Source organism: Oleiphilus sp. HI0132 (assembly GCF_001635845.1).
This window is the reverse complement of sequence record NZ_LWGJ01000936.1, coordinates 1-286: the sequence shown is the minus strand read 5'-3', so window position 1 is coordinate 286 and position 286 is coordinate 1. Positions and strand designations below refer to the sequence as shown.

Below are 286 nucleotides of genomic sequence, written 5' to 3'. Positions count from 1 at the left end.
GAATAAAGCTAAGCTGGGTGCTAATGCAATTTTGGCGGTTTCTTTGGCAGCAGCGAAAGCAGCAGCACAAGAAAAAGGCGTTGAGCTTTATGAGCATATTGCTGATCTAAACGGTACTTCTGGTCAGTACTCTATGCCTGTGCCAATGATGAATATCATCAATGGTGGTGAGCACGCAGACAACAATGTTGATATCCAAGAGTTTATGGTTCAGCCAGTTTCTGCTCCTACTTTTGCCGAAGCACTGCGTGCGGGCGCTGAAATATTCCATGGTTTGAAGAAGGTA

1 pseudogene is annotated in these 286 nt (G+C 45.1%); it reads left to right on the top strand.

Annotated elements, in window-relative coordinates:
* A pseudogene (gene eno / locus A3766_RS10485) lies at nucleotides 1–286 on the top strand (phosphopyruvate hydratase); the annotation flags it as partial.